At 55.2% G+C, this 7,972-nt stretch carries 7 protein-coding genes; 2 read left to right on the plus strand and 5 right to left on the minus strand.

The window, feature by feature from the left end; translation table 11 throughout:
* The first annotated feature begins 25 nt into the window (after positions 1-25).
* Positions 26-658 carry a TetR/AcrR family transcriptional regulator gene (locus tag FC75_RS08060; RefSeq protein WP_054664149.1) on the plus strand — a complete coding sequence of 211 codons (633 nt, stop codon included), beginning with the start codon at positions 26-28 and terminating at the stop codon, positions 656-658.
* Between the two features lie 175 nt (positions 659-833).
* Here FC75_RS08060 and FC75_RS08065 read toward each other — a convergent pair whose 3' ends face one another.
* The 5 genes from FC75_RS08065 to FC75_RS08085 all read right to left on the minus strand — a co-directional run bounded on the left by FC75_RS08065 (position 834) and on the right by FC75_RS08085 (position 6,947).
* The gene (locus tag FC75_RS08065; protein WP_054664146.1) at positions 834-1,529 is read right to left on the minus strand and encodes an L-ribulose-5-phosphate 4-epimerase; all 696 of its coding nucleotides are present in this window, start codon (positions 1,527-1,529) and stop codon (positions 834-836) included.
* Between the two features lie 9 nt (positions 1,530-1,538).
* The gene (gene araA, locus FC75_RS08070) at positions 1,539-2,963 is read right to left on the minus strand and encodes an L-arabinose isomerase (RefSeq protein ID WP_056989595.1); all 1,425 of its coding nucleotides are present in this window, start codon (positions 2,961-2,963) and stop codon (positions 1,539-1,541) included.
* Between the two features lie 23 nt (positions 2,964-2,986).
* A complete protein-coding gene (locus tag FC75_RS08075; RefSeq protein ID WP_056989596.1) occupies positions 2,987-4,576 on the minus strand; it encodes an FGGY-family carbohydrate kinase in 1,590 nt (529 codons plus the stop codon).
* Between the two features lie 104 nt (positions 4,577-4,680).
* Positions 4,681-5,757 (minus strand): substrate-binding domain-containing protein, encoded by a 1,077-nt coding sequence (locus FC75_RS08080; RefSeq protein ID WP_054666427.1) that lies wholly within the window; start codon positions 5,755-5,757, stop codon positions 4,681-4,683.
* 176 nt (positions 5,758-5,933) lie between these two features.
* On the minus strand, positions 5,934-6,947 hold the full coding sequence (locus FC75_RS08085; protein ID WP_054666423.1) for an AraC family transcriptional regulator: 1,014 nt from the start codon (positions 6,945-6,947) through the stop codon (positions 5,934-5,936).
* 131 nt (positions 6,948-7,078) lie between these two features.
* Here FC75_RS08085 and FC75_RS08090 point away from each other — a divergent pair.
* Positions 7,079-7,972 (plus strand): glycosyl hydrolase family 28 protein (locus tag FC75_RS08090; protein ID WP_202813284.1); only part of this gene is annotated, 894 nt, incomplete at its 3' end.

The raw sequence follows: 7,972 nt of genomic DNA on the forward strand, positions 1-7,972 counted from the left end.
TGATTGCAGCAATAAGGAGGTCGCCATGCAAGTCAATTCAGTCGAGACATTATTGGCCAACAGCCTGGCACAGTCAGACTTGTCGGAAAAACAGCAGAACGTGCTGAAGGCCTGCCTGAAGCTTTTTTCCGAGCAAGGCTACGATCGCACCACGACCGCCGACATCGCGAACCTGGCGGGCGTTTCGGAAGGCACTGTGTACAAGCATTTTAAAAATAAACGCGAGATCCTCGACGCCTTGCTTGAGCCGCTGAAAGCCAGCGTGCTCCCCGCCGTCGCCGATGAATTTGTCGCCGAAACAGCCAAGCAGCACTTCGACTCGCTGGAAGCCGCGCTGCGGTTTCTCGTCAGTGACCGCATGCGCTTTGTCCTGGACAACCGGTTGATCATACGCGTCTTTCTGCAAGAAGTCCTGGTCAACACCGACCTGTTCGACAGTGCCCTGGCAATGGCCAAGCAACGCTTTGTCCCGGCCGTCATGCCCATGCTGGTCAAATTCAGTCAGCCCCAGCACCCCCTCACCCTCGAGGCATTTCGGCCGATATTCGGTCTGATGCTGACGTACCTATTACCCGTCATCCTGAAGCCTGAGCTGCAACTCGACGTGGATCAGGCCACCGCCAAGATTCTCACCAACGTCATGCCGGCCCTATCCTAGAAATCAAAAACAAAGAACCACCGCACGCCCTTCTTCAATCCAAAGAGCGTGCGGTGGCTTTATTAACGCAATGGGCAAATTCAACAGCCAGTCAACATTGCTGGTGACCCTTCAATCTGCAGTTGTTCCACGTGAAACCGGTAAATCTAACTCTAGCTCAGCTGGTCAAACCGGGCTACCTTTGACCGTAGTACGCGTTCTTGCCGTGCTTGCGATAGTAGTGCTTATCCAGCAGGTACTGCGGCACGTGATTGTCCTTAGCGCTCAGCGTCATGGCCTGATAATCGATCTGGCTGACGACCTCGAGCACCTTGGCGTTATACACGGCCTTGGCCGGTGTCGCCCCCCATGTGAACGGCCCGTGCTGACTGACCAGCACTGCCGGCACCGCGTCGTGATCCAGGTGCCGGTCGGCGAAGGTTTTGACGATCACCTCGCCGGTTTCCTTTTCATAGGCGCGTTCGATTTGCGCCTTAGACAGCGGCTCTGACACCGGCACATCCCCGTAAAATGTATCAGCCGCAGTGGTGTTGAGGGCCGGGACATCCATGTTCGCACTGGCGAAGGTGACGGCGTACGGTGAGTGCGTGTGCACGATCCCGCCAATGTCCGGAAACGCGTTGTAAAGGACCACATGCGTTGGCGTGTCGCTGGACGGCCGCAGCTTGCCTTCAACCACCTCACCCTTCAGGTTGACGACGACCATGTCGCTGGGCTGCAGCGTTTCGTACGGCACCCCGGATGGCTTGATCACAAACAGACCGGCGTCACGGTCGATCCCGGAGACATTGCCCCAGGTGAACGTGACCAGGTCCAGCTTGGGCAGCTGCATATTGGCCTCGTAGACTTCCTCTTTGAGTTTTTCTAGCATGCCGGCCTCCTACTCAATCACGATTGCCTTCACACCAAACAGCGTCGCCAGGTCCTTAATCTGGGTGGTGTTGATGCTGAAGGACAAAACCGTGTGGTGACCGCCGCCATTTTGAATCCAGGCGGTGGCGCCTTCCTTCAGCCCCACCTTTGGCGTCCACAGCTGACTGGCAACGGGCAGATGCGGCAGCGGCTTTTCGGCCAGGGCTGCGTTCACCGGGTAACCGATGAACTTGAAGCCATCGCGGAAGTCCGCCAGGGTCACGTCAACTGCGTCGCCGGCGGAGCCGTTAAAGACTAAGCGGGCCGGATCGGCCTTGCCGCCGATGTCCAGCGGGTGCACTTCGATCCGCGGTTTGTCGGAGGCGATGGAAGGATCAACTTCCAGCATGTGTGAGCCCAAAATGGCCTCATGCCCTGGACGCAGATCCAGCGTGTAGTCCTCCATGAAGGACGTCTTCTGGTTATGGGCGAGGACCTTCAAAATGTGGCTGAGCGCGGACGTCTTCCAATCCCCTTCGGCGCCGAACCCGTAACCTTCCGCCATCAGCAGTTGCGCCGCCAATCCAGGCAGCTGCTCGAGCCCGTGCAGGTCTTCAAAGTTGGTCGTGAAGCAGTTGTAGCCGCGGTCATCCAGAAACTTTTTAATCCCCAGGTATTCGCGGAGCTGATAGCGCACCGCGTGGTCATACTTGGCCGCATCATTATCGCCGCGTACCACCGTGTACTTGGCGGTCAGATCTTCGTACGCCTGATCGATGTCGGCTTCACTCACGGCATCGATCACCTCAACGACATCGTGCAGTGCATAGTAGTCGACGATCCAGCCAAACTTGATTTGGGCCTCGACCCGGTCGCCATCTGTCACCGCAACGTTGCGCATGTTATCACCGAACCGCGCCACTTTGGTCTGAAAACTCTCGGCGTAAGCCACGGCAACGTCTTCCCAGTCAGCGATTTGCTGCTGGACTTCCGGCGTTGCCCAGTGGCCGTAAACAACCTTGTTGTGAATGCCGAGCCGCGCGTTGATGTAGCCGTACTCGCGGTCGCCGTGCGCACTCTGGTTCAGGTTCATGTAGTCAAAATCGATCGTTTCGTAAGGGATATCATTGCGGAACTGCGTCGCCAGGTGCAGCAGTGGCTTTTGCAGAAGTTTGGTGCCGCGGATCCAGTTCTTCGCCGGTGAAAAAGTGTGCATCCAAGTGATGACGCCGGCTACCTGATCGCGATAGTTGGCCTGCTTCATGAAGGCCGTGATGCCATCGGCGGTGGTCAAAACGCCCTTGAACACGACGGGATAAGGCAGCGTGCCGCTTTCGTTCAGCTTGGCCGCGATGGTCTTGCTGTCGGCTTCGACCTGTTTCAGTGTCTCCTCACCGTACAGGGCCTGACTGCCCACGGCAAACCAAAATTCATATTGTTGTGCTAATTTCATTGCGAAGTCCTCCATTCAGATTTTTAATCAACGAGACTGCCGGCCTGCCGCGCCAACGGCAATGCCTTTTTGTAGCGGGCAAGAAAATGCTGGTAAGCGGCGCGGCCGCTTGGCTCTGGCGCGAGCGTGGTCGCCGTCGTCTGCTTAAACACCTCAGACTGCAAATATTCCGCGAGATCGCCGCCACCGACCGCGGTAAACTGTGCAAGCACCGCCATCCCAAACGGACCGCCGACACTGGCATTCGTCATGACCGTGATCGGCAGGTCCAGCGCATTCGCCAGCACTTGCTGCGCGATCTTAGGGGTCTTAAACAGCCCGCCTTGCGCGACCATCGTGGACTCCTTCAGTGTGACCAGCTCGTGCAGCTTTTCCATGCCGACCGCCAGTGGGGCAAAGGCAGCGTCCAGCTGTGTCGCCATAAAATTGGCCAGCGTTATCTGCGTGCTTGACGTGCGGACCTGAATCGGCCGGCCCTGATCGACCTGGGTGATGTTCTCACCGGAGACGTTTGCAAAAGCGAGCAAGCCGCCCAGGTCGGCGTCCGCCTTGGGGACTGCGGCAAAAAGCCGTTGGTACAAGTCGTCAGGGGTCTCACCGGTAACCGCGGCGATGGCATCTCCCATCAGATTGATCCAGGCGTTGAGGTCTGAGGAACAATTATTGGCGTGGACCATCGCAACCGGCTGACCCGTTGGCGTCGCCACAATATCGATCGCCGGATCCCAAGAGTCGGGAAGCTCAGGCAAAACAGTCATCGTAAACGCCGACGTGCCTACTGAGATGTTGCCTGAATTAACCGCCACACTGTTCGTGGCGACCATTCCGGTGCCAGCATCCCCTTCCGGCGGCGCCATCACCGCCCCAGGCTGCAGCGCACCGCTTGGATCCAGCCGCGCAGCCCCGGCTTCGCTCAGGTGCCCGGCTGGCGTCCCAGCCAGCAGCGGCTCCGGCAAGATCTGGCGCAGCTGCAAGTGGTGAGCCTGCACTGCCGGCAAGGTATCAAAGCTCACCAGCTTCATCGCGTCATACTGATCAGTGGCCGGATCAATCGGAAACATCCCTGAGGCGTCACCGATACCGATCACCTTTTGCCCAGATAGCTGCCAGTGCACGTAGCCCGCCAACGTGGTCATGAATGCGATCTGATTAACGTGGTGTTCACCGTTTAAAATCGCTTGATAAAGGTGGGCGACGCTCCAGCGCTGCGGAATGTTGAAGTGAAACAACTGCGATAGCTGCTCCGCGGCCTGGCCCGTGGTGTTATCACGCCAAGTTCGAAACGGTGTCAGCAGTTGGTCGTCGGCATCAAACGCCAAGTAGCCGTGCATCATCGCGCTAATGCCGATCGCCTTGATCTGCGTGATGGGAACGCCGTACTGCGCCTTCACGCGCGCCGCTAAATCTGCGTAAGCGGCCTGAATCCCAACCCACACCTGATCCAGTGAGTAGGTCCAGTGCCCATCGGCCAATGTGTTGGTCCAGCCATAGGCACCCGTCGCCACCGGCGTCAAGTGAGCCGTTAGCAATTCCACTTTGATTTGCGTCGATCCCAGCTCCAGGCCAAGCGTGAGCTGACCGGCTTCAATCGCCGCCTTAATTGAGTTGTCCATCTGATCCCTCCTGCCCATAAAAAAAGAAGTTGCGATCTGTTCGCAACTTCAAGGTAAGCGGTTTATTCTTCGTCATCAAATTGATTTAATTGATTCGACACAATTCAGCTCAGTTTCCTAATCGAGCGCCGCATCACAAGCTCTGCCGGATACTGAATTGAAGCCGGGGTCTGGTGTGCGATCGCCTCAAGCACTGCCTGGCCAGCCGCCTCGCCCATGCGTCGTTTAGGATGAACCACGGTGGTGAGCCCCGGACGCGAATAGCGACTCATCTCATAGTCGTCAAACCCGACCAGCGAAATATCGTCTGGGACCTTGATTCCCACTTCGCCCAGCCAAGAAATCAGGCGAATGGCCAGTTGGTCATTGTAGCAGGCAATCGCAGTAGGCCGTGACTCCCCATTGACGACATCCAGAATGCGGGCCTTCAGGTCAGCAAGGTGATCACCGGATTGGTACAGCATGACGTTTCCGGTAGATAAGGTCGGCTGGTTCGCCTGATAAGCCTGAACAAATCCCTGCATGCGATCGACGCCCTGCTGGTCATCGATTTGAAAAAGGCCAAGGATCTGGCGGTGTCCCTGCTTTAGCAGCGCCTCGATCAGCTGACGCTCCCCACCTGCGTCATCGACCGTCAGCGTCGGAAAGTCCGTCAGGCCGGTGTAGCCGGCATTGATAAAGACAACTGGAATCCTCGCCAGTGCGATGCGCCGGTAAAGCGCCAGATTGGGATTAGCCATGGCGCTGCGTGTCGGCTCAATAATGAGTCCCGCGACCCCGGTATCCATCATTCGGATCAGGCTGCGCTGCTCGTTTTCAAACTCATTGTGCGTATTGCTCAGCATCAGGCCATAGCCTGCCTCGCTCACAACACTGTCGATGCCGGAAATAATCGGCGGAAAAATGTAGTCTGCCAAGTGCGTTGTAATGACGCCGACAATTTTCTGCGCGGCCTGCTTACGCTGCTTATTGCGCGGATCCGCCACATAAAAGCCGCTGCCCTGCACCGCTCGGATCAGCCCTTCATCTGCCAGCGCCTTTAGGGCCTGACGCAGGCCGTAACGCGAGATGTCAAATTGCGTCAGTAGCGCTTGTTCGGTTGGCAGCTTATCGCCGATCGCATAGCGGCCGGCCATGATGGCTTCTTTTAGTGCCAGACGTACCGCTTCTTTAGTCTGCATGTTCTCACCCCTTATTGATTACAGTAAACCGCCTTTGAAAGATTTATTCAAATCAATTTCCACCGAGTAAGCAAGGTGAGGCCTAAAGATGCCGACGCGCCCGATTTGCGATTACGTGTCAAATGACCACTTTCTAGACTTCTTTCGGGGGACCCATCCGCCACGGTCAGCAATGATTACTGACTGCTTGTCGACCCTGACTCTTGCTGAGGCGTCTGCTGATCAGAAAGAATCTTGCCGATCAGTCGGCGTACTGCTTCGGTGCCGAACTGTGCCGGCAGCTGCGACTTCGGATCCACCGTCTCCGTGTTCAAATGCGTCCGGCTCATAGACGCTCTGAATTCACTTGGAGAAATGCCGACCCGCTGTTTAAAGGTGTGCATAAACTGTTTGGGATCGCCGAAGTACGCCTTATCCCCAACCTCCGCCACCAGTAAATTGGTCGACGCAAGCAGATACTTCGCGTAGCTAATCTTCATATCCAAAATGTACGATTTGAGCGACACGCCCATTTCTCGCTTAAATAATCGACTTAAATAACTCGCATTCAGTTCGAACTGATTGGCCACGTCTCGCACCGTGAGCGTTTTCGAGATGTTGGTCCTAACCCACTCTGAGATCTTTGTTGAAGCCAAGGATTCTGGCTTCTGAACTGGCAAGGTCTTCATAAAATCATTGCTAACTTGGCACAGTAAATACGCAGTAAAGAAATCGTTTTGCCGTTCGCTAACCGGATTTTCATTGACCGCCTGAAGCAACTGGTGAAACAGCAAAAGCAGGCCTTGCGGATCATCGGCCTGATAGACCGCTGGGATCAGCGCATATTGATTTAAAGCAGTCGCGGTGTTTCCCGCTACCCGCTGACGATTTGCGGTACTGATCCGCGAATCAGCATCCGAAATTGGCTGAATAGCCGCAAAGAAATGAATCCAGAACAGTGATACTGCTTCCGTGGTGGCCTGCGTGCCTTCAACGGTTGCATCCGGGGGGATTAATAATGGTTGCCCAGGCCTTAAGGTCACTGGTTCACCGTTTACGCTTAAGTACAAGGTGCCCTTCTCAAGCAGCATCAGCTCAGTATCCGCTGAGTGATGATTACGTCGGTGCTTCCAGGCCGGACCAGCCTTCTTGACAAGATGGCCTGACCACACATGAATAATTGGATCATTAAGCGAAATTAGATACCCCATCATCCACCGCCTTAAGTCAAATTTTCACACCCATTGTACATTAATAACGGTTATAAGATGGCTTGCGCCGGTGTATTCTTCATTGTAGTCCGCGATATCAATGTGCAGGCTAAACAAAAATTTCAGTTTTCTTGAAAAGGAAGTGTGGTTTATTGACCGCAAAATCTAAAGTGACCGTCACGGAACACGGCGTTTCAAGCCTTTCACAATCTGTCCAAACGTCTGCTTTTCAACAGATCATTGACGCCTGTGCAAGTGCTGGCGGCGACGTTATCGAAGTGCCGACCGGCAGGTATGTGATCGGCAGCATCCGCTTGCGGTCAAACATCACGTTAAGACTAAAAGCCGGGGCCGTGCTCGTCGGCAGCGCTAACCTCAATGACTACACTGACTTCAACGAAGCCAACCCGGTCGACTATGTGCATGATCCCTTTTATATTAAAGAATGGCACTTACCGGATCATTACTTCGCGGCACTGATCAGCGCGTATCACGAGCGGAACGTTCAGATTATTGCTGAGAGCGGCAGTGCGATCGACGGGTCCTCACTGACGGATTCTCGTGGGGAAGAAGGATTCCGCGGGCCGATGGGCATCGCCATGGTGGGGGTCAGTCAGCTGACGCTTAAAGGCTACACATTCGTCAATAGCGCCAACTGGTCACACGCACTTCTGGGCTGCCATCATGTCACAATTGACGACGTGCAAATTCGCGGCGGCCACGACGGTTTCAATCTACATCACTCACGGGATATCCGAATTAGTAACTGCGGCGTCTACTCTGGTGATGACACAATCGCTGGCTACGACATTCACCGGCTGACAGTTCGTCATTGCCTGCTAAACACGGCATGCAACAGTATGCGAATCGGCGGTCAGGAGATTCAATTCGACGACTGCACATTTAGCGGTCCAGGACTGTACCCTCACCTTGCCAAGCAAACCAATTACACCCATGCATTTTTTAAGTATTACCTCAATTTTCAAGTCAAGTGCAACGATGATAACGAATCCTTGATAGTGGTC

Origin of the sequence: Lacticaseibacillus camelliae DSM 22697 = JCM 13995, from assembly GCF_001436615.1 — a bacterium.
Taxonomy (GTDB): domain Bacteria; phylum Bacillota; class Bacilli; order Lactobacillales; family Lactobacillaceae; genus Lacticaseibacillus; species Lacticaseibacillus camelliae.

Coding starts and splice junctions, on each gene's coding strand:
- FC75_RS08085 (WP_054666423.1), bottom strand. CDS start 6,947: ATGGGGTATCTAATTTCGCTTAATGATCCAATTATTCATGTGTGGTCA.
- FC75_RS08065 (WP_054664146.1), bottom strand. CDS start 1,529: ATGCTAGAAAAACTCAAAGAGGAAGTCTACGAGGCCAATATGCAGCTG.
- FC75_RS08060 (WP_054664149.1), top strand. CDS start 26: ATGCAAGTCAATTCAGTCGAGACATTATTGGCCAACAGCCTGGCACAG.
- araA (WP_056989595.1), bottom strand. CDS start 2,963: ATGAAATTAGCACAACAATATGAATTTTGGTTTGCCGTGGGCAGTCAG.
- FC75_RS08080 (WP_054666427.1), bottom strand. CDS start 5,757: ATGCAGACTAAAGAAGCGGTACGTCTGGCACTAAAAGAAGCCATCATG.
- FC75_RS08075 (WP_056989596.1), bottom strand. CDS start 4,576: ATGGACAACTCAATTAAGGCGGCGATTGAAGCCGGTCAGCTCACGCTT.